Origin of the sequence: Pseudomonas sp. W22_MBD1_FP4 (assembly GCF_052113765.1) — a bacterium.
Classification (GTDB): domain Bacteria; phylum Pseudomonadota; class Gammaproteobacteria; order Pseudomonadales; family Pseudomonadaceae; genus Aquipseudomonas; species Aquipseudomonas sivasensis.
Genome location: NZ_JBGQOI010000003.1, coordinates 238,667 through 259,911, shown reverse-complemented (window position 1 = coordinate 259,911; position 21,245 = coordinate 238,667). Strand labels below are relative to the sequence as shown.

Annotated in this window: 22 protein-coding genes; 10 read left to right on the top strand and 12 right to left on the bottom strand. The window is 60.2% G+C overall.

Translation table 11 applies throughout. The features are described 5' to 3' along the window. Positions 1–27: 27 nt before the first annotated feature. The gene (locus tag ACEN2T_RS06290; RefSeq protein WP_032890568.1) at positions 28–966 is read right to left on the bottom strand and encodes a DnaJ C-terminal domain-containing protein; all 939 of its coding nucleotides are present in this window, start codon (positions 964–966) and stop codon (positions 28–30) included. Positions 967–1,204: 238 nt separating this feature from the next. Here ACEN2T_RS06290 and ACEN2T_RS06285 point away from each other — a divergent pair, with 238 nt between their 5' ends. Then, on the top strand, positions 1,205–2,473 hold the full coding sequence (locus ACEN2T_RS06285) for an Hsp70 family protein (RefSeq protein ID WP_095186047.1): 1,269 nt from the start codon (positions 1,205–1,207) through the stop codon (positions 2,471–2,473). A 139-nt stretch (positions 2,474–2,612) separates the two neighbouring features. Here the strand turns inward: ACEN2T_RS06285 and ACEN2T_RS06280 are convergent, their stop codons facing one another. The 3 genes from ACEN2T_RS06280 to ACEN2T_RS06270 form a co-directional block, all read right to left on the bottom strand. Beyond that, positions 2,613–3,626: an AI-2E family transporter gene (locus ACEN2T_RS06280; protein ID WP_032890564.1), complete on the bottom strand. Its 1,014-nt coding sequence runs from the start codon at positions 3,624–3,626 to the stop codon at positions 2,613–2,615. 146 nt (positions 3,627–3,772) lie between these two features. Then, a complete protein-coding gene (locus ACEN2T_RS06275) occupies positions 3,773–4,072 on the bottom strand; it encodes a PsiF family protein (protein ID WP_017849707.1) in 300 nt (99 codons plus the stop codon). A gap of 70 nt (positions 4,073–4,142) precedes the next feature. Continuing rightward, the gene (locus ACEN2T_RS06270) at positions 4,143–4,931 is read right to left on the bottom strand and encodes an AraC family transcriptional regulator (protein ID WP_032890562.1); all 789 of its coding nucleotides are present in this window, start codon (positions 4,929–4,931) and stop codon (positions 4,143–4,145) included. Between the two features lie 97 nt (positions 4,932–5,028). On the opposite strand from ACEN2T_RS06270, the gene ACEN2T_RS06265 reads away from it, so the two are divergent. Further along, positions 5,029–5,907 (top strand): DMT family transporter, encoded by an 879-nt coding sequence (locus ACEN2T_RS06265; protein ID WP_095186048.1) that lies wholly within the window; start codon positions 5,029–5,031, stop codon positions 5,905–5,907. Here the strand turns inward: ACEN2T_RS06265 and ACEN2T_RS06260 are convergent. After that, a complete protein-coding gene (locus ACEN2T_RS06260; RefSeq protein WP_442116462.1) occupies positions 5,904–6,794 on the bottom strand; it encodes an esterase/lipase family protein in 891 nt (296 codons plus the stop codon). The genes ACEN2T_RS06265 and ACEN2T_RS06260 overlap by 4 nt on opposite strands. Before the next feature lie 175 nt (positions 6,795–6,969). Between ACEN2T_RS06260 and ACEN2T_RS06255 the strand changes: the two genes are divergently transcribed. Beyond that, a complete protein-coding gene (locus tag ACEN2T_RS06255; RefSeq protein WP_032890557.1) occupies positions 6,970–7,500 on the top strand; it encodes a ferritin-like domain-containing protein in 531 nt (176 codons plus the stop codon). Positions 7,501–7,609: 109 nt separating this feature from the next. On the opposite strand, the gene ACEN2T_RS06250 is transcribed toward ACEN2T_RS06255, so the two are convergent. Continuing rightward, a complete protein-coding gene (locus ACEN2T_RS06250; protein WP_442116461.1) occupies positions 7,610–9,679 on the bottom strand; it encodes an AsmA family protein in 2,070 nt (689 codons plus the stop codon). A gap of 345 nt (positions 9,680–10,024) precedes the next feature. Here ACEN2T_RS06250 and ACEN2T_RS06245 point away from each other — a divergent pair, with 345 nt between their 5' ends. Both ACEN2T_RS06245 and ACEN2T_RS06240 read left to right on the top strand, forming a co-directional pair. Further along, positions 10,025–10,396, top strand: a complete 372-nt coding sequence (locus ACEN2T_RS06245) for a hypothetical protein (protein WP_032890553.1) — start codon at positions 10,025–10,027, stop codon at positions 10,394–10,396. Positions 10,397–10,549: 153 nt separating this feature from the next. Next, on the top strand, positions 10,550–11,182 hold the full coding sequence (locus ACEN2T_RS06240; protein ID WP_032890551.1) for a TetR family transcriptional regulator: 633 nt from the start codon (positions 10,550–10,552) through the stop codon (positions 11,180–11,182). Positions 11,183–11,187: 5 nt separating this feature from the next. Here the strand turns inward: ACEN2T_RS06240 and ACEN2T_RS06235 are convergent, their stop codons facing one another. Beyond that, positions 11,188–11,718, bottom strand: a complete 531-nt coding sequence (locus ACEN2T_RS06235) for a C40 family peptidase (RefSeq protein ID WP_032890549.1) — start codon at positions 11,716–11,718, stop codon at positions 11,188–11,190. 341 nt (positions 11,719–12,059) lie between these two features. Here ACEN2T_RS06235 and ureE point away from each other — a divergent pair, with 341 nt between their 5' ends. The 5 genes from ureE (at position 12,060) to ACEN2T_RS06210 (ending at position 15,750) form a co-directional block, all read left to right on the top strand. After that, on the top strand, positions 12,060–12,560 hold the full coding sequence (ureE, locus tag ACEN2T_RS06230; RefSeq protein WP_032890547.1) for an urease accessory protein UreE: 501 nt from the start codon (positions 12,060–12,062) through the stop codon (positions 12,558–12,560). Beyond that, a complete protein-coding gene (locus ACEN2T_RS06225; RefSeq protein WP_099602069.1) occupies positions 12,557–13,231 on the top strand; it encodes an urease accessory protein UreF in 675 nt (224 codons plus the stop codon). Before ureE ends, ACEN2T_RS06225 begins: the two co-directional genes overlap by 4 nt. Before the next feature lie 24 nt (positions 13,232–13,255). Next, on the top strand, positions 13,256–13,873 hold the full coding sequence (gene ureG / locus ACEN2T_RS06220) for an urease accessory protein UreG (RefSeq protein WP_032890544.1): 618 nt from the start codon (positions 13,256–13,258) through the stop codon (positions 13,871–13,873). A gap of 22 nt (positions 13,874–13,895) precedes the next feature. Then, the gene (locus ACEN2T_RS06215; protein ID WP_095186053.1) at positions 13,896–14,468 is read left to right on the top strand and encodes a HupE/UreJ family protein; all 573 of its coding nucleotides are present in this window, start codon (positions 13,896–13,898) and stop codon (positions 14,466–14,468) included. Between the two features lie 163 nt (positions 14,469–14,631). After that, positions 14,632–15,750, top strand: coding sequence for an AGE family epimerase/isomerase (locus ACEN2T_RS06210; protein WP_442116460.1), 1,119 nt, complete (start codon positions 14,632–14,634; stop codon positions 15,748–15,750). Here the strand turns inward: ACEN2T_RS06210 and ACEN2T_RS06205 are convergent. From ACEN2T_RS06205 to livM, 5 genes are all read right to left on the bottom strand, one after another. Continuing rightward, a complete protein-coding gene (locus ACEN2T_RS06205) occupies positions 15,722–16,627 on the bottom strand; it encodes a cation diffusion facilitator family transporter (RefSeq protein ID WP_032890538.1) in 906 nt (301 codons plus the stop codon). The genes ACEN2T_RS06210 and ACEN2T_RS06205 overlap by 29 nt on opposite strands. 204 nt (positions 16,628–16,831) lie before the next feature. Further along, positions 16,832–17,596: an SDR family oxidoreductase gene (locus ACEN2T_RS06200; RefSeq protein WP_032890536.1), complete on the bottom strand. Its 765-nt coding sequence runs from the start codon at positions 17,594–17,596 to the stop codon at positions 16,832–16,834. A 785-nt stretch (positions 17,597–18,381) separates the two neighbouring features. Next, positions 18,382–19,098, bottom strand: a complete 717-nt coding sequence (locus ACEN2T_RS06195; RefSeq protein ID WP_032890534.1) for an ABC transporter ATP-binding protein — start codon at positions 19,096–19,098, stop codon at positions 18,382–18,384. Then, positions 19,095–19,970, bottom strand: coding sequence for an ABC transporter ATP-binding protein (locus ACEN2T_RS06190; RefSeq protein ID WP_027607703.1), 876 nt, complete (start codon positions 19,968–19,970; stop codon positions 19,095–19,097). Before ACEN2T_RS06190 ends, ACEN2T_RS06195 begins: the two co-directional genes overlap by 4 nt. Then, positions 19,967–21,244, bottom strand: a complete 1,278-nt coding sequence (gene livM, locus ACEN2T_RS06185) for a high-affinity branched-chain amino acid ABC transporter permease LivM (protein WP_032890532.1) — start codon at positions 21,242–21,244, stop codon at positions 19,967–19,969. Before livM ends, ACEN2T_RS06190 begins: the two co-directional genes overlap by 4 nt. Position 21,245: the final 1 nt, after the last annotated feature.

Below are 21,245 nucleotides of genomic sequence, written 5' to 3'. Positions count from 1 at the left end.
TGTGCCATTTGGCGCTTTTGCGTCAGTTCAGAACTGTTCGCGCGGGTTGAACGCGGCTTTCTCCGCCAGCGCCTGCCACAAGGCCTTGACCTCGTCGTCTGCAGCTTTGGGCATCACAGCCTTGAGCTGCACGAACAGGTAACCGCGCTGGCCCGCCTTGTTCAGCAAGCCGTGGCCCTTGGCGCGCATGCGCTGGCCGTTCTGGCTGCCCGCCGGCACCTTGAGGTTGATCTTGCCGGTCAGCGTCGGTACGGCCACTTCAGTGCCCAGCGCCAGTTCCCACGGCGCCAGCGGCAGGTTGATGATCAGGTTTTCGCCATCCACTTCAAACTTGCTGTGGGGCGCAAACTTGATGATCAGGTACAGATCGCCGTTGGCCCCACCGCCGATGCCCGGCGCGCCCTGAGCCTTGAGGCGGATGCGCTCGCCGTCGGTCACACCGGCGGGGATCTTCACGTTCAGGCTCTTGGTGGTGTTGCTCACATGCCGGCCCGAGGCGTCGTATTGCGGCACCTGGAAGCTGATCTGCTTGGACTCGGTGGACAGCGTTTCTTCAAGCGACACCGTCAGTTGCATCTCGACATCCTGGCCTTTGCGCCCGGCCGGACGGCGCTGGCCGCCGCCGAAAGCATCGCCACGGTTACCGAAGATCGAACTGAAGAAGTCCGAAAAGTCCTCGCCCTGCCCGCCACCGCCAAAGCCGCCACGGCTCTGCCAGCCCGGCGGCCCCTGGAACGGCTGGCCGTGCTGGCCGTATTTGCGCAGTTCATCGTATTCGGCGCGCTTATCGGCGCTCTTGAGCGCTTCATAGGCTTCGGACGCGTCCTTGAACTTGGCTTCGGCGTCTTTTTCCTTGCTCACATCGGGGTGATATTTACGCGCGAGTTTGCGATAGGCGGCCTTGATTTCCTTGTCATCGGCGCTCGGCTCGACACCCAATATCTTGTAGTAGTCTTTGAAATCCATCGGCGGTTCACCATCCTTCATCGAGATCGCACAGCCCTGGGCACAACGTGCGCTGCTTTGCACCTGTTGAGTCTTGTGGCCTGGGGGTACGTCAGAGTTTTATCGGCACTTGCCGTATGCACCAGATGTGGGGGCAAATCCCACACTTTCAAGCACGATTTAACGGATGGTCGGCCTACGCATCCGCCTTCGACTGGCATACACTGCGCGGCCGTTTTTCGACCGGAACCCGATAGACATGAAAAACCCATCCCCAGCCCGTGCTTGTGGTATCGACTTTGGCACGTCCAACTCCACCGTCGGCTGGATCCGCCCCGGCGAGGAGACGCTTATCGCGCTGGAGGACGACAAGATCACCCTGCCGTCGGTGGTGTTCTTCAACTTCGAGGAGCGCCGTCCGGTATACGGTCGCCTGGCGCTGCACGAGTACCTGGAAAACTACGAAGGCCGCCTGATGCGCTCGCTCAAGAGCCTGCTGGGTTCCAAGCTGATCAAGCACGACACCAGCGTGCTGGGCACGGCAATGCCGTTCACCGACCTGCTGGCACTGTTTATCGGCCAGCTCAAGAGCCGCGCCGAAGCCAACGCCGGCCGCGAGTTCGAAGAAGTGGTACTGGGCCGCCCGGTGTTCTTCGTCGATGACGATCCGATGGCCGACCAGGAAGCGGAAAACACTCTGGTGGATGTGGCGCGCAAGATCGGCTTCAAGGACATCTCGTTCCAGTACGAACCAATTGCCGCCGCGTTCGACTACGAGTCCACCATCGAGAAAGAAGAGTTGGTGCTGATCGTCGACATCGGCGGGGGTACGTCCGACTTCTCCCTGGTGCGCCTGTCGCCCGACCGCCGTCACAACGACAACCGCCACGACGACATCCTCGCCACCGGCGGCGTGCATATCGGCGGTACCGACTTCGATAAGCAACTGAGCCTGCAAGGCATGATGCCGCTGTTCGGCTACGGCAGCCGTATGAAAAGTGGCGCCTACATGCCCACCAGTCACCACATGAACCTGGCGACCTGGCACACCATCAACTCGGTGTACTCGCAAAAATCCCAGCTGGCCCTGGGCAGCATGCGCTATGACATCGAAGACACCGGCGGCATCGACCGCCTGTTCAAGTTGATCGAACAGCGCGCCGGGCACTGGCTGGCGATGGAAGTGGAAGAAACCAAGATCCAGCTGACCCACGCAGACAGCCGCCATGTGGCGCTGGACCGTATCGAAGCGGGCCTGAGCGTCGACTTGAGCCGGGCGCTGTTCGAATCGTCCATCGACGCCCTGCTGGAGCGTGTGCGCGGCAGCGTGACGCAACTGCTCAACGACGCTTCCGTGACCGTGGCGCAAGTGGACACGGTGTTCTTTACCGGTGGTTCCAGCGGCATTCCGGCGCTGCGCCACAGCATCTCGGCGATGCTGCCGAATGCGCGGCATGTGGAAGGCAATATCTTTGGCAGCATCGGCAGCGGTCTGGCGATTGAGGCGAGCAAGCGGTACGGCTGCTGAGTTTCACCTGAAATACGGTGGTGACTTCATCGGGGGCAAGCCCCCTCCCACACTGACTGTATTCACAAATCTATATGTGTAAACACAGTAAATTGGAGGGGGCTTGCCCCCGATGGCGCCCACCCAGGCACAACACGCCTTAAACCATCCCTCCGAGTTTCAGCTCACTCTTCAGATACGCATAGTAGATCGGCCCCGCCACCACGCCCGGCAGACCGAATGCGGCTTCAAACACCAACATCGCGAGCAGCAATTCCCACGACTTGGCACTGATCTGCCCGCCAACAATGCGCGCATTGAGGAAGTACTCGACCTTGTGGATCACGATTAAATAGCCCAACGCCGCCACTGCCACCCAGATCGACAACGACAGCGCGACGATGGTGATCAGGGTGTTGGACATCAGGTTGCCGATCACCGGCAGCAGGCCGAGCAGGAAGGTCAGCACGATCAGGGTTTTGGTCAGCGGCAGGTGAATGCCACACAGCGGCAGCACCACGGCGAGGAATATGGCGGTGAAGGCGGTGTTGAGCGCGGCGATCTTGATCTGAGCGAAGACGATGTTGCGAAAGGCCTGGACCAGCAGGTGCAGGCGGTCGAACAGCGCCGCCGCCAGGGGCTTGCGCTTGGTCAGGTCAGGCACGCGCTGCAGGGCGATGATCGCGCCGAGCACCATGCCGATCAGCAGGGTGACGAACATGTGCGCGGCGTCTTTGCCCACCAGTTGCAGCTCGCTCAGGTGTTTGCTCAGCCACTCACCGATGGCCACACGGAATTCGGCGGCGCTGGCCGGCAGGTAGGCGTCGAGGAATGGCGGAAGTTGGCCCCGCGCACGGTCGACCACGCCCATGAATTTGTCGAGGGAAGCCCCGGGATTTTCCGCTTCGTGGAGCAGGAAGCTAATGGCGCCGGCGAAGATCAGCGCAAGCACGCTGACAATCAGGGTCCCGAGCAACGCCACTGCCAGCCAGCGCGCGCGGCGGCCTTCGATCAGCCGTTGCAGTTGGGGGGTGAGCATGTTGACCAGTTCATAGACCAACAAACCGGCCAGCAAGCTGGGCAGCAATTTCAGCGGCAGCACCAGCAGCAGTCCGCCGAAAATGATGATGTAGCTGGCCAGCAACAACACATGACGCTGAGAAAACGTTGGCATACAGCCTCAAAAACGAACGGCGTTAAAGGATGGGCAGTCTGCCAGCCTTCAGAGAATCAAGCGAGTGGATAGGTTGTGAATGCGATCAAGTGTGAGAGGGGCACCTCCCCTCCCACATTTAATCTTCAGCAGCTACGAAATCGTGATCAACCTTTGAGGCAGGTGCTCATGAACGTCTTGCGCGCATCGCCGGTCAGCGCTTTGGTTTTCGCCGACGCATTGCAATCCTTCATCTTCTGCTGCTGCGGCGTCAGGGTCTTGGCGTCATTGGCAGCCGGGGCCGACAGGCAGGTTTTCATGAACGCCTTGCGCTCGTCGCCCTTGAGCGTCTTGGTGGTGGCCTCAGCATTGCAGGTGGTCATTTTGTTTTGCTGGGCAGTGGCGGCAAAGCCTTGGGAACACAGCAGCAAGCCCATCATCAATAACGGAATACGCAGCATCTTCATGGAGTTTTCTCCCTGTTACCACGCCGATGGGCATGGCCTATCCGCAGTGTAGTCAAAGCCTGTTACATCTTCATCCACAGCGAATATTCGTCCGGCGGTACTGCTCCGGCGTGCAGCCGGCATGGCGCTGGAACATCGCGATAAACGCCGAGGCGGTGCTGTAGCCGAGGTCGAACGCCACCTGCTGCACGCTGCGTTCGCTGTCGAGGGCTTCGATGGCCGCCAGGTAGCGCAGACGCTGGCGCCATTCACCGAAGCTCATGCCCAACTCGCGCACAAACTGGCGCGCCAGGGTGCGTTCGCTCACATGCACCTGTTCAGCCCATTGCGCCAGCGGGCGGTTATCGCCGGGGTCGGCCTGCATACCTTCCAGAACGCCAAGCAGCCCTGGGCGGCGGGCGTAGGGCAGGAAACCGTCGTGGATCGGTGCCTGCCGCAGTTGATCCACCAATACTTGGGCCAGGCGGATATCGGCTTCGGAATGCGGAATATTCACGTCACGCCGGGCGAAGTCGCGCAGGATCGCCTTGAGAATGTCGCTGATCGCCAGTGTGCATGGCTGTTGTGGCAGTTGCTCGCAGAGCTCGGGGGCCAGGCCGACCGAGTGATAGACAATCGCCTGGGCGTTGTAGGAGCTGTGCTCAGTATTGGGCGGGATCCAGACCGCGTACTGCGGCGGCGACATAAAGCGGTTACCGGCCACTTCCATGCGCATCACACCGCTGGCGGAGTAATCCAGCGAGCCCCAGAAGTGCTGGTGCGGCGTGCACTCGGTGTCAGGGGCAAAGTCGGAATAACGGAAGTAGACCGGGCTGGGCAAGCTACGGAAATCGGCGAGGCGTACGGTGTGTCGGGCCATATTGTCTGGATGCAAAGGTGAGTTGTCTGGATCGCAGTATAAGCTTCGATCCAGACAGGGGATAATCCCGCTTCATCAACACACTTGGTTTCTTTCGATGCAGTACGCGTATCCCCTGCTGGCCATTTTTATCTGGGCCGGCAACACCGTGGTCAACAAACTGGCCGTGGGCTCGATTTTCCCGTCGGAGATCGGTTTTTACCGCTGGCTGCTGGCGGCGCTACTGTTCACGCCGTTCATGCTCAAGCCGGTGATCGCTCACTGGGCGCAGATCCGCCCGAATCTGGGCAAGATCGTCATCCTCGGCGTGCTGGGCATGGCCGTGTACCAAAGCCTGGCGTATTACGCCGCCTCCCTGACCACCGCCACCAACATGGGCATCATCCTGTCGCTGATGCCGTTGATGGCCCTGACAGCAGCGATCATCAGCCTCGGCCAACGCCTGACCTTCGGCGCACTCACCGGGGCTGTGCTGTCGTTTGCCGGTGTGGTCGTGGTGGTGTCGTCCGGCAGCCTGGGCGCGCTGTTGCAACACGGGGTCAACCTGGGCGACGCCATGATGCTGGTCGCCACACTGGCCTACGCGGTCTACAGCACCTTGCTGAAAAAATGGCAGCTGCGCCTGCCGCCGTTGGTGTTGCTGTATTTGCAGATACTGGTGGCGGTGGTGGTGTTGTTTCCGCTGTTCCTGTTCTCGGCCAAAACCGGCCTGGGCTGGGCAAATATCCCACTGGTGCTGTACGCGTGTTTACTGGCGTCGATGCTCGCGCCGTTGGCGTGGATGCACTCGGTGAAGACCTTGGGACCAAGCCGTACCACGCTGTTTTTCAACCTGCTGCCGTTGATTACCGCGTTGATTGCGGCGGTGGTATTGAAGGAGGAGTTGGCGTTGTATCACCTGGTGGGTGGTTTGCTGACCTTGGGCGGGGTGATCTTGTCGGAGCGCTGGACCACACCGGTGCGCCGCCTGGCTTAAACACCCGCCGCTTTCAAGCGCCGGGCATGCTCCACAAACAATCGGATCGGCTCGGCGCCCTTGCCCACCATCCCCATGGACTGATTGACGATATCAAAATGGTCCAAGGCAAAATCATCGCCAATCACCGTGCCCAGGTGTGAGCTGTAGCGCCCGACCATGCCATCACACTGGCCCTTTTCCCGCACAAAGCTGCGGGCGAACAAGCGGCAACTGCGGTGGGTACCATCAAACAAATTACGGCCCCGATCCGTGATGCCCGGCTGCAACGTGCCGGACCACGAGTAATAGCGCACGCCGTTGACCACCTCCGCACCCTGCCCGCCCCATGTCTCGGGTAAGCCTTGGGGATACCGGCGATTGAACAAAGCCACACCTTCACTGGTGAGGGAATGGTGAGACGCCTGCAGATCCGCCTTGAAGCGCGGCCCGCGATAACCGGTTTCCAGCACACCCATCACCCAGGCGACCAGGTGAAACAGCGCGCTCATGATCCGGCCCTTGGCGCCGTCGATGGGGTAATGGATGTGGATATGGTCCGCCAGCTCAGAACCGTGGTTCGGCCCCGCCACCGAAGTCACCGACGCCACCCAATCCGGGCGCAGGGCTGCTGCATAGCGCGCAGTCAGTGAGCCTTGGCTATGGCCGATCAAGTTGACCTTTTCCGCCCCAGTCTCGCGGCGTATGCGCTCGATCTGCACCAGCAGTTGCTCGCCACGCACCTCGCTGGAGTCCAGCGGTGCCACCTGTATCGGGAATACCTGAGCCCCACCAGCCCGCAAAGCCGGGACGATGCCATACCAGTAGGGGAAAAACCCGATGCGCACAAATCCGAGCATGCCGGGCACCAATACCAGGGGATAGCGTGTGGCCAACGACTGTGACATGAAGCGAATATCCTCGCAGCGCGTTTGATGCAATGCAGCCTAGCCCAGTTGCAAGTCGGGCTCGTGACGCGCGAGGTAAATCCGATAAAACTTTTTGCGCTGCCCGGCACTCACAACTTGGAGCGATCACGCCGACAGAGCGTGGCGTAACCCGGATTAGCCCCAGGAGATTGAGATGACTGAAGCAAACTTGACCGACGTTGCGACCCTGCGCAGCCGCGCCCGCCAGAACGTCGAAAACGGTGCCGTGACCGAAGGCTACGACGCCGACCGCGAAGAAATTATCCGCCTGCTCAACGCGTCGCTGGCCACCGAACTGGTGTGCGTGCTGCGCTACAAGCGCCACTACTTCATGGCCAGCGGCGTTAAAGCAGCCGTCGCTGCAGAGGAATTTCTGGAGCACGCCACCCAGGAAGCCGAACATGCCGACAAACTGGCTGAGCGCATCGTGCAGCTGGGCGGCGAGCCGGAGTTCAACCCCGATCTGTTGTCGAAGAACTCCCACGCGCAGTACGTGGCCGGTAACAGCTTGAAGGAAATGGTCTACGAAGACCTGGTCGCCGAGCGCATCGCGGTGGACAGCTACCGCGAGATCATCCAGTACATCGGCGACAAAGACCCGACCACTCGCCGCCTGTTTGAGGAGATCCTCGCTCAGGAAGAAGAGCATGCGGACGATATGGCCGACATCCTCGAAAGTCTTTAAATAGCGTAAATCCCATGTGGGAGGGGGCTTGCTCCCGATAGCGGTGATTCAGTCTCAGAGGTACTGACTGACATACCGTTATCGGGGGCAAGCCCCCTCCCACATTTGGTTAGCCTTTAACGGTCTTCGGCGCCTTGCCTTCTTTCATCTGCTGCAGCAGCGGCGCGCACTCATTGGGCTCGCCACCACTTGGGGCGACCAACGCAAGCAAGCCGGCAGCAGGACCGGCGATCACGCCCAGCGCCACCATGCCCGCGCCGCGCAGGGCTAATGGAATGGCCTTGACCCCGGCATTCGGCTTGATAAACGGCCCATTCACATACAGCGGCGAGCGCAGGGAGAAGAGACGGAAGCCTTTGGATTCCGGGGTGACGGTCAGGTCCAACTGCTCAGTGGCCATGTTCGCGGTGCCATCGATGTAGATGATGGCGTTCTCGGTATCGAACACAAACAGCCGCGTAGTCGCCAAGCCGGTCTTGATGCCGAAGTCCGCGGCGGCACAGTTGATCTTCACTTCCTTATCGCCGAACAAGCGGCCCACTACGTAGTTGCCCACGTTGAGCCCGGCGATTTCCATCAGGCCACGGCTGATGGCACCGTCGTTGATCAGCATCTTCAGGTCACCATTGGAGCTGCCCAGCAGCGCCGCCACGGAGTTACCTCGCCCGGCAATATCGGCATCGCCGTTGAGTTCACCGAAGCTGGTTTTCATCGGCTCGAAGCTCGGGAACAGTTGCTTGAGCTTGAAATTTCGCGCGGTCAATTTGGCGCGACCTTCCATCGGTGTAATGCGGCCATTCAGGCGAATCTGCGCATCGAGCTTGCCACCAGCGACGCCGAAACGCAGTGGTTCCAGGCTCAGCTCGCCGTCGTTGAGCACCAGATGGGTATAAAGATCGGTAAAGGGTAATTCGGCACTGTGCACGATACGTTTACCGGTGAATTCCACATCGGCATCCATGTCGCGCCAGCGTTCGGTGCGGAACTCTTCCACCGGCAGCACTTTGGTCGCCGGCTGTTTGCTTTCGCCGCCACGGGCCTTTTGCTTGGCGTTGGAGTCGGCGCCGATCAAGGGTGCGAGGTCAGTCATCAGCAACTGGTTGGACACCAGCGCGCCGCTGAGCTTGGGCCGTGGCTGGCTGGCGACGTAGGCGAGGTTGCCGTGAATGTCGCTGTTGCCGATCTTGCCGTTGAAGTTGTCGTAGCGGAAGGATGCGCCGCTGGAATCGTGCAGCTTGGCGATCAAGTGGCCGTCGGTGGCGTAGGCCGGCGAGTCCGGCAGCGTGACGCCGGTCAGTGGATACAGGTTGCCCAGGCTGCTGCCGGAAAGCTTCAGGCGCAGGTCAAGAGCGCCGAGGTTGAGCGGGTCGGTCAGGGTGCCAGCCAGGGCGATGTTGGTGTCAGCGATCTTGACCTGGGCCTGTAGCGGGAACGGCTTGGCCGCATCCTGCAGGGCCAGCAGGCCGCCGATCTTGCCGGTGCCGTCGAGCTTCTGGCCGTGATACTGGCCTTTGACCTTGAGGGCGAACGCATAGTCCTGGGGCGCCGAGCCTTTCTCCAGAGCCTTCTTGGCATCGGCATCGCCGACGATTTCACCGAAGGGAATCGGTTTGCCCAAGGGGTCAATGATCACGTCGAGCTGGGTCTTGAGGGTCTGGTCATCCAGCGTCACGTGGCCTTTGTCAAAGCCGATGGCACCGATGTCCACCACCCAGTTGGAGGGTTCGGCATTGGGGTCTTTAGGGTCGAACGTGAAGGTCCAGTTGGCGCGACCATCGGCCAGGCGCTGTAACTCTGCACTCGGTTCGGTGAGATCGATACGCGGGATAACCACACGCTGTGCCAGCAGAGCCAGGGGCGAAATACGCAGCTCGACTTTCTTCAACGAAACCATCTGCGGTTTTTTCGACCAGTCCGGGTTACCCAGGGTCAAGTCTTCGGCAATCACGTGGGGCCACGGTACCCAGGCACGCCAGCCGCCTTCATCGGGCTCTCGCTGCCACACCACGGCGAGGTTGCCGTTGATGGCAAACGGGCGATGCAGTTCTTCGGAGACTTTGGCATTGAGGGGCGGTTTGATGCGATTCCAGTCAAAAAACACCAGGACCAGGACTGCAACGGCGATTAACAGAACGAAGCTGGCGCAGCTCCAAGCGACGATTTTACGAGTGCGCGTCATTGCACAGGACTCCTTAACACGAATAGCTGAACTACAGCTCATAAGAGTACGACTGGCAAACCGTCCGGGGGTTTAACCCAGTGGTCAATTTAGTCGCAAAAAGCCATTTTCCTGATCGATCAGACAAATCCAATCATCAACGGCGCACCATTGTTACCCAGGTTCGTGTCGAAAATACCCACCACGGTGCAAAACCGCGTGCTTGAGAGGTCCGGTCTAGAGCCTCTACGAGGAACAATCAATTCTGTTGATTATTACCATTGTGTTTATGAACTTTTATATCGACATATCGAGAGTAGCATTAGCCCTGTACCCACTTTATCGCCCTCCCAAGGAGCAACCATCATGAAACGCCAAGTACTCGCTACCGTCCTGTTGTCCATCATGGCTTCCAGCGCCTTTGCCCTGCCAGCCGCCGAACAAGTGACCCCACAAGTCAAAGCCGACGCCGTGCACGCCAGCCAAACCCTGGCCCGCAGCGGTTCGCAAGAAGAAGATAGCCGTGACTACGCCAAAGGCGCTGTTGCAGAAAACGGTTCGGATCAGATCAGCAAACGCGCTCACGCCGAAGGCCTGACCGAAAACGGTCGCGATCGCCTGCAAGAGAAAGGTCTGGTTGAAGACGGTGCCGATCAAATCAGCAAGCGCGCTTACACTGAAGGTGTTGCCGAAGACGGTTCTGATCGCCTGAAAGAACAAAACCAAGCACAGAGCTAACCCTGTGGTAGCCCAGAAAAAAGCCCGATCACCCGACCGGGCTTTTTGACTTTTTGTAGAACCTGTCACGCAACGCGCCCCAGCCAAGTTCGACGCCAACAGAGCTGTTTTGCTAGAGTGCGTCGCTGTACTTGCCGACAAAGCCCCCCGCCCATGCTGCCCCGCGCCGAACAGAAGCAACAGACCCGCCTTGCCTTGATGGACGCTGCCCGCCATCTGATGGAGTGTGGCCGTGGGTTTGGCAGCCTGAGCCTGCGTGAAGTAGCCAAGACGGCCGGCATCGTTCCCACTGGTTTCTATCGCCATTTTGCCGATATGGACCAGCTTGGACTTGTCTTGGTGAGTGAGGTTGGCCAGACCTTTCGCGCTACCATCCGCCTGGTGCGCCACAACGAATTCGTGATGGGCGGCATTATCGACGCCTCGGTGCGGATCTTTCTCGATGTGGTCTCAGCCAACCGTTCGCAATTCTTGTTCCTGGCCCGCGAGCAATACGGTGGCTGCCTGGCCGTGCGCCAAGCCATCAGCGCCCTGCGCGAAGACATCACCCGCGACCTTGCGGCCGACCTGACGCAGATGCCCAAGTTGCAGCACCTGGACCCCGATGGCCTGCACGTGATGGCGGACCTTATCGTCAAAAGCGTGTTTGCCACCCTGCCCGATATCATCGACCCGCCGGCTCATGCGTTGCCGGCTCACCTCACGCCCCAGGCGAAAATCACCCAGCAACTTCGCTTTATCTTCATCGGCCTCAAGCACTGGCAGGGCCTGGGCAGTACCGAGTAAACCGGTCACCCGGCCGAATGGAAACGCTTGGCGGTGGTGTAGTTTTTGCTCCAATAGCGATTGCTCAGTGAATCGATACGCACCGTCTTACCGGTTCGGGGTGAGTGAATGAATTTGCCCTCGCCTATATAGAGGCCGACATGGCTGACCTGACCGCGCCCATTACCTTTGAAAAACACGGCATCCCCAGGTTTCAGCGCATGACGCTTGATCGTCATCGCATCTGAACGGTGCATTGCCGCCGTGGTGCGGGGTATACGGATATTGGCCTGGGTCTTGAACAGATAAACCAGAAAGCTACTGCAGTCGAACCCCTGCTCTACCGTGCTCCCTCCCCACTTATAGGGTGTGCCCAGCAACTCATGGGCGCGGTCGATCACATCGTTGATGGACGGTTTGGACGGCAAGGCCTGTAGGGCTTGCAGGGGAGTGCTGGCCGCGATCGGAGCCACCGCACGCTTTTGGACATTGGCCGAGGATGAGGGCGTAACCAGATAAAGACTGAACACGAATAAACACAAAATTGATCGAAACATGATGGAACCCGTCGTGAATGTTTAGCACGCGGCGAATCCTAAAGATCCTGCGCGTAAGCCGACGAACTCCAAATCCTCAATTCTCGTAGGACTAATTCGAAAACACCCAGAAACGAAAAGGACGAAAGGAACTTCATACACTCCGCATCGCCCTCGACGCCAAAACGCCCCTCTTTGGCGCTATAAACGAAGCAACGCACCAATTTGAAACACTCCCAGCAAGCACTAACGCCCTATTCGGTAGCACTCCCCCGCGTACCGACAGAGATTTCCTACATCAACCCGTGATTGGCAAGCCACTTGCTCTAGCTGTTTCATCGCTCATAGCTGGAAGCCTCCTGATGCTGGTGATCCACCGCCGAATCGCCCCCCAAGCCCTCTGGGCCGCTGAGTTGCTGCTCACTTTCGAAGCGCGCAGCAAGAGCCGCCTGCGCTGTTTCAGTACTGACGGCGAAGACGTTGGCCTGTTCCTGGAGCGCGGCCAGCCGCCGTTGCACGATGGCGAATGCCTACAGGCTGAAGACGGACGTGTCGTACGTGTATGCGCACGGCCTGAACAACTGCTGCACGTCACCTGCGCCAATGCCTTTGAACTGACACGCGCGGCCTATCACCTCGGCAACCGCCATGTGGCGTTGCAGGTTGGGGATGGCTGGCTGCGCCTGCTCGACGACTACGTGCTCAAGGCCATGCTTGAACAGCTGGGCGCCACCACGCAGACCCTCGAAGCGCCATTCCAGCCGGAGCACGGCGCCTATGGCGGCGGCCATCATCATTCGCGCCATGGCGATGAAGATTTCAACTACCCGCCCAAGCTGCACCAGTTCGGCGTGCGTTTATGAACCCAGCCTGGGCGTTGCTGCGTCTGGCCAGTCCGCAATTGCCGATTGGCGGCTACAGCTATTCCCAAGGGCTGGAAATGGCCGTGGAGAACGGCCGCGTGAAGGATGCGGCCAGCGCCCGCCGTTGGATCAGCGACCAGTTGCTGCTGAACCTGGCACGTTTCGAAGCACCGTTGCTGCTCGCCCATTGCCGCGCCGCTGCCGCAGAGGATTGGCCGACACTCTCGCAACTGTGCGAAGAGCACCAAGCCAGCCGCGAGACCCGCGAGCTGTATCAAGAGAGCCGCCAGATGGGCTACTCCCTGCAACAACTGCTCAACGGTCTGCCGGAACTGGACAGCCAGGCCCGCACCTTTCTTGAGCAACGCAGCGAACCTCATCTGGCTCTGGGCTGGGCCCTGGCCGCACGCGCCTGGACCATCAACCCCGACGACGCCCTCGCCGCCTGGCTGTGGAGCTGGTTGGAAAACCAATTGGCGGTGCTGATGAAAACCCTGCCCTTGGGCCAACAAGCCGCCCAGCGCCTGACCAGTGAACTGCTGCCGCTGCTGCAACAAGCCCAGCAGGACGCTGGCCGCGTCGACCCCCACCATTTCGGCAGCGCTGCGTTCGGCCTGTCACTGGCGTGCATGGCCCACGAGCGCCAGTACAGCCGCCTGTTCCGTTCCTAGGAGCTCTTTATTTTGGAGAAGCAAATGAACACACAACCCCTGCGCGTCGGCATCGGCGGCCCGGTCGGCTCCGGCAAAACCGCCCTGACCCTTGCCCTGTGCCTCGCGCTGCGCGACCGCTACAACCTGGCAGTGGTCACCAACGACATCTACACCCGCGAGGACGCCGACTTCCTGGTACGTAACGAGGCCCTGGCGCCCGAACGCATCATCGGCGTGGAAACCGGCGGCTGCCCGCATACGGCCATCCGAGAAGACGCCTCGATCAACCTGGAAGCGGTGGACCAACTCAACCGTCGCTTCCCCGGCCTGGACCTGATCCTGGTGGAGTCCGGCGGCGATAACCTGTCGGCCACGTTCAGCCCGGAGTTGTCAGACCTGACCATCTACGTGATCGATGTCTCCGCTGGCGACAAACTGCCGCGCAAAGGCGGCCCAGGTATCTGCAAGTCAGACCTGCTGGTGATCAACAAGATCGACCTGGCGCCCTTGGTCGGCGCCTCGCTGGAGCTGATGAACAGCGACACCCAGCGCATGCGCAACGGCAAACCCTTTGTGTTCAGCAACCAGAAAACCGGCGTCGGCCTGGACGAGATCGTCGCTTTTATCGAGCGCCAGGGCCTGCTGACCACTGCCGCCTGATCAACCCATAAGGAACCTGTTTATGAGCCTCAACAAACTCTTCGCCGCCGCCGCTCTGCTGCTCGCCCCAGCTTTGGCTTTCGCTCACCCCGGCCACGGCGACAATGGCCTGATGGCCGGTATCAGCCACCCACTGGGCGGCCTTGATCACCTGCTGGCCATGGTTGCAGTCGGCCTGTGGGCAGCCCAGCAAAAAGGCGCCGCCCGTTGGGCCCTGCCGTGCACCTTCGTCGGCACCATGTTGATCGGCGGCGTGCTGGGTTTTGAAGGGCTGGCATTACCCGCGCTGGAAAGCGGGATTGCCGCGTCGGTGCTGGCGCTGGGCCTGGCAGTGGCGCTGGCGGTGCGTCCACCACTGTTCATGGCTGTGGGCGCTACGGCGTTGTTTGCGCTGTTCCACGGGGTGGCGCATGGCCTGGAGCTGCCGGACATGTCCAGCCCTTGGACGTATGCGGCCGGTTTTGTCGGGGCAACTGCTGCGTTGCACGCTGCCGGCTATGCCGTGGTGCGGTTTCTGCCTGCGGCGGCGGCCCCGTTGGTGCGGGTTGCCGGTGCTGCTTCAGCGGCGACCGGGGTTTGGTTGCTCGCGGGCTGAGTTGCGGGGCTATTGAGGGCCTCATCGGCCCCCTCCACATTTTGATGCGTGAACACCTTCAAAGGTGGGAGGGGGCTTGTCCCCGATAGCGCTGGCACAGACACCACAGAACGCAAGCCTGCTACCATGCGCGCCTACACCCCTGCCGTGACGACGCCAGCCAATGCCCATCGCTTCCCAGCCCACGTTGAATTCTGTGCTCACCCACTTCCATACCTTGATCGTGCCGCTCTGGCAGGGCCCGGGCTGGAATGCCGAGTTGGCGTTGCCCTATGAGGCGCTGGATGCCGATCATCGGCCTTTGCCGCCGCAACGCTACCGCGCCATGGCCTGTGCTCGACAGCTGTACCTGTTCGCCAGCCTGATCGGCGAGCCCGGTGCTGCCTTTGCCGAAGAACGTGCCGCCGCGTTGTTCCGTTCCCTGCAACGGCACTTCCACGACGCCGAACACGGCGGCTGGTTCTACAGCATCGACCCGTCCGGTCAGCCGCTGGACAAGCGCAAAGACCTCTACACCCACGCCTTCATCATCTTCGCCTGCGCCCATTACTGGGCCAAAGTGCGCGAGCCGCTGGTGGAATCGGTGCTCAATGCCGCCCTTGAAGTGGTCGCCGAGCGTTTCGCCACGGGCGATGGCCTGTATGAAGCGGTACTTGAGCGTAACTGGTCTTCCCTCAAGTCCGGCCCCCTGCAAAATCCCTTGATGCACCTGGCCGAGGGCTTCCTCGCCACCCTCGCCGTGCGTGAAGACGCCGACGTACAAGCGGCCCTGCTGGGCTTGGCGACGGCCATGCAGCAGCGCTTCATCGACCGCCAGCATGGCGTGATGATGGAAAAACCGCTGGGTGCTGTGGATAACTGGTTTGAGCCAGGGCATCAATTCGAGTGGTTCTTTTTGCTGGAGTCGTCGCCCGCCTTACGCGGCACGCCGTTGCATGCCTCACTGACCCGGGCGTTTACCTACGCCGAGCAAAAGGGTGTGGATCCGTTAAGCGGCGCGGTCAGCGGCATGCTTGCCCTCGATGGCAGCGTGCGTGACGCTACCCAGCGTATCTGGGCCCAGGCCGAATATCTGCGGGCACTGACCTTGCGGCCCGACAGCGAAGCGGTGCTGCAACGCCAATTGCTGGCGCTGCAACAGCATTTCCTGCATGAGAAAGGCTGGCATGAATGCCTGGATGCCAACGGCGCGGTGAGCCGACGGGATATGCCGTCGACCACGCCTTATCATCTGGCGACCTGCTATCAGGGCCTCACGCAATCCATTTACGGTCGCCCGTAAAACTGATCGTTAACCAGCGCGCCGCATCCGGCGTGCCGAGCCCTGTGGATATCTCTTCGCGCAACCCATCCAGGGTGGCGACGTTATCCACCGGGTAATCCGCCGGCAGCACCACGTGAATCTCGATAAACCGCGCCCGCCCGTGCTTTTGCACGTAGGACACGTAGTCGTCGAAACCATGCCTGGCGCGGACCGCATCCATGACTTCGCGAACCTTGTCGTCCAAATGGTCGGGGGCAATCCCCAGCACCTCGCGTAACGCTGGGCGCAGGATCTTGAAGGCCGGCGCCAGCATGCTCAGGGCCAGCAGGATCAGGATCAAGGGGTCGACATACACCGCCCACTCGCCATAGCCCTGGGACTTGAGCAACAGCGCGGCCAGAAAGCTGATCAGCAAGCCCACCGACAGCATCGCGTCCACCAGCCAACTGATGTTATCGAACTGGATCAACGACGATTTGAGCGCGCGATTGCGATAGCGCACATAGAAGAAGTAGGCGAACTCAACGACGGTGAACACCGCCGCGTAGATGATCACCAGGCCCAACTCGATCTCGCGCCCGCCATTGATCATGCCGAACACACCGTTGAGGAATGCATAGATGGCGATCAACAGCAGAAAGCTGCCTTCGATCAGCAGCACCAACGGCTCAAGGTGCCAGTAGCCGAACTGGAAGCGCGCGTTGCTTTTCTTGGCGATCAACTTGGCCGTGATCAGCATCAACACCTTGATGGCGGTGGCGATCAGCGAGAAAAAGCCGTCGAACAGAATAGATTGGGCGCCGGATATCACACCCGTGACAATGCCGGCGATCGCTACCGCGAACATCAGAATCGTCGATTGTTTGAGCAGTGCCTGCTCACCTCGGTTACTCACATTTCCTCCCGTCAAAACCTTTGAACCGCACGATGCGGTGGGGTTTTCAGGAGTGGAGTGTACCTTATGGCCTGTTTTGGCCGATTTGACGCCATCGAGAGCAAACCCCCTCCCACATGGGATTGGGTTCCCACGTTCCGACTTGTGAACACAGTCAAGTGTGAGAGGGGCTTGCTCCCGATGGCAGCGACGCGGTTTAAAGCCTTACTTACCGCCCCGCTCAATCGCAAACCCGGCCCAGGTCTGGCTCACCGGCATCAGCTCCAGGCGGTTGATGTTGACGTGCGCCGGCGTGTTCATCACCCAGAAGATGGTGTCGGCAATGTCCTGCGGCTGGATCGGCTCAGCGCCTGCATAGGTCGCGTCATAACGCGCCTGATCACCGCCAAAGCGCACCAGCGAGAATTCACTCTCACACAGGCCTGGCTCGATGTTCGTCACGCGCACGCCGGTGCCTTGCAGATCGCAACGCAAGTTCAGGGAGAACTGCTTCACAAACGCCTTGGAGCCGCCGTACACGTGGCTGCCAGGGTACGGGTAGTTACCGGCGATGGAGCCGAGGTTGATGATGCCGGCGCCACGGCCGTGGGCGATCAAGCGCGGCAGCAGCAGGTTGGTGGTGGTCAGCAGGCCCTTGATGTTGGTATCGACCATGGTCTCCCAATCGTCGAGGCTGCACTTGGGCGCAGGATCAGTGCCCACGGCCAGGCCCGCGTTGTTGATCAGGCCACGCAGTTTGGCGAACGACGGCGGCAGACTGGCGATGGCGTCTTCCATGCCCTTGCGGTCACGCACGTCGACGACCAGGCCGTGCACTTCGGTCTGCTTGGAAAGCTCTTCAACCAAGGCATTCAAACGCTCGGCGCGGCGGCCAGTGAGCACCAGTTTCCAACCGGCTTCAGCAAAACGACGGGCGCAGGCTTCGCCAAAACCTGAAGTTGCGCCAGTAATAAACAGCGTGTCGGACATGGTGTTCTCCTTGCGGGCATCGGGAAAAAAACAGCCAGCAGAATGCCCTTACACCGCCGTCGCGGCAACCGCTAAGCACAGCTCTTCATGCAACGCTGATCACTTTTTGATCACGTCAAGCAAAGCCATATGAAACGTGGCCTGCAGCCATATACGCGCAGGTTATCCACAGCTGCGCCCACAGTCTTTGGGGGCAAGTACAAAATACCGAAAGCCTCTGTGTACAAGGCCTGCAGCCGATTTTAGAAAGTTTTTTGCTTGACCTTGGCGAGGTCGTATGTAGGCCCATCGACAGAGTGGAAATCCGGACGATGGCTCCAGGCCAGTCATTCCGGCCTCTGCGGAGGTCTTTCCAGAGTTTAATCACAGACTTATCCACAGGCTGAAGAGTCATATTTCGGTCATATACCTGTGTCTTTAAACAGGTTGACAAACCCCTTGGCCGGTCGCCAAAAAGCCGCTGATCAAAAAACAACCACCACGCTGTAAGCCACGGTTTTAAAGGCGTTCAGGCAGGTACTCCCACGTTACCCACAGCCGGTTCCACAGTGGATGGGGACAAGTCAAAAGCGTGACAAAACAGGTATTTGCGGCGGCTATATGTCGCGCTTTGGAGGGGGGCTGGATTTGTTTTCCACAATTTGGGATCGGCCTTATGAACACCGTAAAACAAATGTGGGAGCGGGCTTGCTCGCGAAAGCGGTGGGTCAGTTCCAGTCTACTGACTGATACACCGCATTCGCGAGCAAGCCCGCTCCCACAGGGGGTTTGCGTCAGGCTTTAGATCAGTGCCCGCCGAGGTAGGCGTTGCGCACTTCCTCGTTCACCAGCAGCTCCTTGCCGGTGCCTGTGAGGCGAATCTCACCGTTGACCATCACATACGCCCGGTCCGACAAGCGCAGTGCGTGGTTAGCGTTCTGCTCCACCAGGAAGATGGTCATCCCGGTGGCTGCCAGCTCGCGCAGGGTGGAAAAGATCTGCTTCACCACAATCGGCGCCAACCCCAGGCTCGGCTCATCCAACAGCAACAGCTTGGGCCGGCTCATCAGCGCGCGTGCGATGGCAAGCATTTGCTGCTCACCACCGGACATGGTCATGGCGCGCTGGTTGCGCCGTTCCTTGAGGCGGGGGAACAGCTCGAACATGCGCTGCATGTCTTCCTGAGCGTATTTGTCGCCAATGGGGATAGTGCCCATCAGCAGGTTTTCCTCGACAGTCATGTCGGGGAACACCCGCCGCCCTTCCGGCGACTGCGCGATGCCGTTGGAGGCGATGTAGTGGGACGACTTGTGGGTAATGTCGACACCGTTGTAGATGATCTGCCCCGACTCAGCCCGTGGCTGGCCGAAGATCGACATCAGCAGCGTGGACTTACCCGCGCCGTTGGAGCCGATCAGGCTGACGGTTTCGCCTTCGTTGATGTGCAGCGAGACTTTCTTCAGGGCCTGGATCGGACCGTAGAACACGTCCAAGTCCTTCATTTCGAGGATAGGTGCACTCATACCAGCTCCTCTTCGTCTGCGCCCAGGTAGGCGGCAATCACTTTAGGGTCGTTGCGGATCGCTTCCGGCCCGCCCTCGGCGATCACGTTGCCGTGGTCCAGCACCACGATGTGGTCGGAAATACTCATCACCATGCCCATGTCGTGTTCGATCAGCACCACCGTAAGGTCGTGTTCGTCGCGCAGCAGGCGAATCATCGCGCTGAGGGCTTCGGTTTCCTGGGGGTTCAGGCCCGCTGCCGGTTCGTCGAGGCAGATGATCTGCGGCCGGGTGCACATGGCGCGGGCGATTTCCAGGCGGCGCTGTTGGCCATAGGAAAGCTCACCGGCCAGGCGGTTGGCGCAGTCCACCAGGTCCACCACTTCGAGCCAGTAGAACGCGTGGTCGAGCGCATCGCTTTCGGCCTTGCGGTAGCCCTTGGTGTTAAGGATGCCTGCGAGCATGTTGCGGTTGACCCACATGTGCTGGGCCACTAGCAGGTTTTCCAACACCGACATTTCCTTGAACAGACGAATGTTCTGGAAGGTCCGCGCCAAACCGGCACGGTTGACCAGGTGGGTGCCGCCGAACATTTTGTAGTACACGCGGCTGAGGAAGCTTTTCGGCGACACAAAGTCGACGGCCTTGAAGCGCTCGCCCAGCAGTTGGATCACGTTGGTCTGTTTGCCACGAATGTTCAGTTCGATCTTGCCGCCGCTGGCTTTGTAAAAACCGGTGAGGCAGTTGAATACCGTGGTTTTGCCGGCGCCGTTAGGGCCGATCAGGGCGAAGATCGAGTTGCGTTCGACCTTGAGGCTCACATCGCTCAAGGCCTTGATGCCACCGAAGTGCATCATCAGGTGTTCCACGGAGAGGACGACTTCCTTGCTCATGGCGCCACTCCTTTACGTGGGGTCACACCGGTACGGCTGATGCGGATCAAACCGCGCGGTCGCCAGATCATCATCACCACCATCAACACACCAAACAGCAGCACGCGATATTCGCTGAAGCTGCGTAGCAATTCAGGCGCCACGGTCAACACGAAGGCCGCGATGACCACCCCGACCGTCGAGCCCATGCCGCCCAAGACCACGATGGCCAGGATCAGCGCCGACTCGAAGAAGGTGAACGACGACGGGTTGACGAAGCCCTGGTAGCTGGCAAAGAACACCCCGGCCAAACCCGCAGTAGATGCGCCGATGGTGAATGCCGAAAGCTTGACCAGCACGTGGTTCAGGCCCATGGAACGGCAAGCGATCTCATCTTCACGCAAGGCTTCCCAGGCGCGGCCAACCGGCATGCGGGTCAGACGGTGCTTGATGTACAGCACGGCCAGCACCACCAGGAACAGCACGATGTAGATGAACATGAACTTGATGTTGGGGTTGTAATCGAGGCCGAAGAATTCGTGGAACGGAATCCCACCCTCCTTCGCCTTGCGCCCGAACTCCAGGCCGAGGAAGGTCGGCGAAGGCACCGGCATACCGTTCGGGCCACCGGTGAACGACAACCAGTTGTTGAGCACCAGGCGGATGATTTCACCGAAGCCCAGGGTCACGATGGCCAGGTAGTCCCCGTGCATTCGCAATACCGGAAACCCGAGTATGCACCCCGCCAGTGCCGCCGCGATGGCGGCCAGGGGCAGCACGCTCCAGAAGCCCAGGCCGAGGTACTGATAACCCAATGCCAGGCCGTAGGCACCGATGGCGTAGAACGCCACGTAACCCAGGTCGAGCAAGCCGGCCAGGCCGACCACGATGTTCAGGCCGAGGCCGAGCAACACGTAGATCAGCCCGAGGATCACCACGGTCAGCAGGTACTTGTTGGCGAAGATCGGGAACACGATGGCGATCACGATCAGTGCCGGAATGATCCAGCGCAGCCGCGACTTGTAGTCCGGTGGCAGTACATGCACGCCGGAGCCACTGCTCTCGAAGCCCTGCAGAATCTTCACGCCCTTGGGGGTTTGCAGGAACAGGCTGAGGGCAAAGCGCCCGGCCATCACGATGGCGACCAGGATGGCCACGCGCGCAGGTTCCAGGTTGAAGCTGTAGCCGTCGAGGACCACGCCGACGATCGGACCGAACACGATCAGCGAAATCAGTCCGGCAAGGATCGTATCGACGACACTTTTCTTGATATCGATAGGTTTGGCAGCAGACATG

What these genes read in the sequence shown, in the direction of transcription:
- ACEN2T_RS06290 (WP_032890568.1), bottom strand. Translation starts at nt 966, where the DNA reads ATGGATTTCAAAGACTACTACAAGATATTGGGTGTCGAGCCGAGCGCC.
- ACEN2T_RS06285 (WP_095186047.1), top strand. Translation starts at nt 1,205, where the DNA reads ATGAAAAACCCATCCCCAGCCCGTGCTTGTGGTATCGACTTTGGCACG.
- ACEN2T_RS06280 (WP_032890564.1), bottom strand. Translation starts at nt 3,626, where the DNA reads ATGCCAACGTTTTCTCAGCGTCATGTGTTGTTGCTGGCCAGCTACATC.
- ACEN2T_RS06275 (WP_017849707.1), bottom strand. Translation starts at nt 4,072, where the DNA reads ATGAAGATGCTGCGTATTCCGTTATTGATGATGGGCTTGCTGCTGTGT.
- ACEN2T_RS06270 (WP_032890562.1), bottom strand. Translation starts at nt 4,931, where the DNA reads ATGGCCCGACACACCGTACGCCTCGCCGATTTCCGTAGCTTGCCCAGC.
- ACEN2T_RS06265 (WP_095186048.1), top strand. Translation starts at nt 5,029, where the DNA reads ATGCAGTACGCGTATCCCCTGCTGGCCATTTTTATCTGGGCCGGCAAC.
- ACEN2T_RS06260 (WP_442116462.1), bottom strand. Translation starts at nt 6,794, where the DNA reads ATGTCACAGTCGTTGGCCACACGCTATCCCCTGGTATTGGTGCCCGGC.
- ACEN2T_RS06255 (WP_032890557.1), top strand. Translation starts at nt 6,970, where the DNA reads ATGACTGAAGCAAACTTGACCGACGTTGCGACCCTGCGCAGCCGCGCC.
- ACEN2T_RS06250 (WP_442116461.1), bottom strand. Translation starts at nt 9,679, where the DNA reads ATGACGCGCACTCGTAAAATCGTCGCTTGGAGCTGCGCCAGCTTCGTT.
- ACEN2T_RS06245 (WP_032890553.1), top strand. Translation starts at nt 10,025, where the DNA reads ATGAAACGCCAAGTACTCGCTACCGTCCTGTTGTCCATCATGGCTTCC.
- ACEN2T_RS06240 (WP_032890551.1), top strand. Translation starts at nt 10,550, where the DNA reads ATGCTGCCCCGCGCCGAACAGAAGCAACAGACCCGCCTTGCCTTGATG.
- ACEN2T_RS06235 (WP_032890549.1), bottom strand. Translation starts at nt 11,718, where the DNA reads ATGTTTCGATCAATTTTGTGTTTATTCGTGTTCAGTCTTTATCTGGTT.
- ureE (WP_032890547.1), top strand. Translation starts at nt 12,060, where the DNA reads ATGCTGGTGATCCACCGCCGAATCGCCCCCCAAGCCCTCTGGGCCGCT.
- ACEN2T_RS06225 (WP_099602069.1), top strand. Translation starts at nt 12,557, where the DNA reads ATGAACCCAGCCTGGGCGTTGCTGCGTCTGGCCAGTCCGCAATTGCCG.
- ureG (WP_032890544.1), top strand. Translation starts at nt 13,256, where the DNA reads ATGAACACACAACCCCTGCGCGTCGGCATCGGCGGCCCGGTCGGCTCC.
- ACEN2T_RS06215 (WP_095186053.1), top strand. Translation starts at nt 13,896, where the DNA reads ATGAGCCTCAACAAACTCTTCGCCGCCGCCGCTCTGCTGCTCGCCCCA.
- ACEN2T_RS06210 (WP_442116460.1), top strand. Translation starts at nt 14,632, where the DNA reads ATGCCCATCGCTTCCCAGCCCACGTTGAATTCTGTGCTCACCCACTTC.
- ACEN2T_RS06200 (WP_032890536.1), bottom strand. Translation starts at nt 17,596, where the DNA reads ATGTCCGACACGCTGTTTATTACTGGCGCAACTTCAGGTTTTGGCGAA.
- ACEN2T_RS06195 (WP_032890534.1), bottom strand. Translation starts at nt 19,098, where the DNA reads ATGAGTGCACCTATCCTCGAAATGAAGGACTTGGACGTGTTCTACGGT.
- ACEN2T_RS06190 (WP_027607703.1), bottom strand. Translation starts at nt 19,970, where the DNA reads ATGAGCAAGGAAGTCGTCCTCTCCGTGGAACACCTGATGATGCACTTC.
- livM (WP_032890532.1), bottom strand. Translation starts at nt 21,244, where the DNA reads ATGTCTGCTGCCAAACCTATCGATATCAAGAAAAGTGTCGTCGATACG.